At 65.4% G+C, this 2463-nt stretch carries 2 protein-coding genes; both read right to left on the reverse strand.

Annotated features, from left to right (window positions below; all coding sequences use genetic code 11):
- Window positions 1-1418, reverse strand: a 1418-nt coding sequence (locus GSQ95_RS22245) for an efflux transporter outer membrane subunit (protein WP_158897056.1), incomplete at its 3' end; no start/stop codon positions are given.
- A 1-nt stretch (window position 1419) separates the two neighbouring features.
- On the reverse strand, window positions 1420-2463 hold a 1044-nt coding region (locus GSQ95_RS22250; RefSeq protein ID WP_178118504.1), incomplete at its 5' end, for an efflux RND transporter permease subunit.

A 2463-nucleotide genomic window follows, 5' to 3' on the forward strand; every position in this document is an offset into this window, starting at 1 on the left:
TTGAGCTGGTTGAGCCGGTCGGTGATCAGCTGCTGCTGGGCGCTGTACAGCGAGCGCTGGGCGTCGAGTACCGTGAGGTAGTTGTCGATGCCCTGGCGATAGCGCAGGTTGGCCAGGTCGTAGTACTCCTGGCTGGCCTGCACCAGGTCCTGCTGGGCCTGCAGCTGGTCGTCGTAGGTGCCCTTCGCCGCCAGGGCATCGGCCACCTCGCGGAAGGCGGTCTGGATCGACTTCTCGTAGGTGGCGACGTTGATGTCCTTCTGGATCTTGGCCGCATCCAGGCTGGCCTTGAGACTGCCGGCCGTGAAGATCGGGATGTTGATGCTCGGCGAGAAGGTCCAGTAGCCGGAGCCGGCGTCGAACAGGCCGTTCAGGTCCCGGCTGGCCGTGCCGCCCTGGGCGGTCAGGCTGATGCGCGGGAAGAAGGCGGCCCGGGCCGCGCCGATGTTGGCGTTGGCAGCGCGCAGCTGCAACTCGGACTGGAGGATGTCCGGACGCTTCTGCAGGAGATCCGACGGCAGATTGGCCGGCAGGTCGGCGAGCAGATCGGTGCCGTCCAGCCCCTTGCTCTGCGGCAGCTCCGCCGGGATCGAGGTACCCAGCAGCAGGGCCAGGGCATTGCGATCCTGGGCCACCTGGCGGGTGTATTGCGCCAGATTCGCCCGCGCCCCTTCCAGGGCGGTGCGCGACTGGCGCAGGTCCAGGCCGCTGGCCACGCCGTTCTCCACGGTCTGGCGGGTCAGGTCGTAGGAGCGCTGATAGGCCGCCAGGGTCTCGCGGGTCAGTTGCAGCATGCGCTGGTCGGTGAGCCAGGCGTAGTAGGCGTTGGCCACTTCCGAGACCAGCGAGATCTGGGTGCTGCGGCGTCCTTCGCTGGTGGCGAAGTAGTTGAGCAGCGCCTGCTCGCTGAGGCTGCGCAGGCGACCGAAGAGGTCCAGCTCATAGGAGGTGAACCCCAGGGTCACACTGTACTGGCTGCTGATGCTGCCACCACCGCCGCCACCCGCGCCATTGGCGCTGTTGCCGGCGAGTAGTTCGCGAATGGCGGAGACCTGGCTCAGGTCCTCCGGCTGGCGGGTACGGGTCCCGGTGCCGCTGACCGCGATGTCGGGAAACAGCTCGGCGCGCTGCACGCGGTATTGCGCCTGGTAGAGGCGCACGTTCAGCGCGGCCTGGCGCAGGTCGCGGTTGTTGTCCAGCGACAGCTGGATCAGCTGCTGCAGCGCCGGGTCGCGATAGAAATCGCGCCAGCCGATGTCGGCCGCCTGCTGGTCGCGATTGACCGTCAGGGCATCGTAGGCCTGGCCATGGGGCCAGGCGTTCTCCACCGGCGCATTGGGTCGCTGGTAATCGGGGATCAGGCTGCAGCCGGACACGGCCAGCATGCCCACGACCACCGCCAAGACAGACTTCTTCATATCAGTGTCCTTCCTTGCCATGGGCTTCCTGGTCCTTGGTGGCCTTGTCCTTGAACAGGCTGCTGACCACCACGTAGAACATGGGAATCCAGAAGATCGCCAGGATCGTGGCGGTGAGCATGCCGCCGATCACGCCGGTACCCACGGCGTGCTGACTGCCGGAGCTGGCACCCGAGGAGATCGCCAGGGGCACCACGCCCAGGATGAAGGCCATGGAGGTCATGATGATGGGGCGCAGGCGCATGCGCGAGGCTTCCACCGCCGCATCGACGATGTTCTTGCCGCCCTCGTGCAGCTCCTTGGCGAATTCCACGATCAGGATGGCGTTCTTCGCCGCCAGGCCGATGGTCGTCAACAGACCGACCTGGAAGAAGACGTCGTTGGCCAGACCGCGGAAGTAGGTGGCCAACAGCGCACCGATGACGCCCAGTGGCACGACCAGAAGCACCGCGATCGGAATCGACCAACTCTCGTATAGCGCCGCCAGGCAAAGGAACACCACCAGCATCGACAAGGCATAAAGCGCCGGTGCCTGGGAGCCGGACAGACGCTCCTCGTAGGACAGACCAGTCCAGGCGATACCCACGCCCTGCGGCAGGTCCTTGGCCATGCGCTCGATCTCGGCCATGGCATCACCGGTGCTGTAGCCAGGCGCCGCGGACCCGAGGATCTCCAGCGAAGAGATGCCGTTGTAGCGCTCCAGCTTGGGCGAGCCGTAGATCCACTCGCCGCGAGCGAAGGCCGACACCGGCACCATCTCGCCCGAGCCGTTGCGCACGTACCACTTGTTGAAGTCCTCGGGATTCATCCGTGCGCTGGCTTCGCCCTGCATGTACACCTTCTTCACCCGACCACGGTCGATGAAGTCGTTGATATAACTGGAGGCCCAGCCGCTGGACAGCGTCTGATTGACATCGCTCTGCGACAAACCGAGCGCACGCACCTTTTCGTCGTCGACGATGAGTTTGAACTGCGGCTCGTCGTTGAGACCATTGGGTCGGGTCTGCATCAGCTTGGGATTCTGCGCAGCCATGCCGAGCAACTG

Source organism: Pseudomonas sp. BAV 4579, from assembly GCF_009765395.1.
Classification (GTDB): Bacteria; Pseudomonadota; Gammaproteobacteria; order Pseudomonadales; family Pseudomonadaceae; genus Chryseomonas; species Chryseomonas aestiva.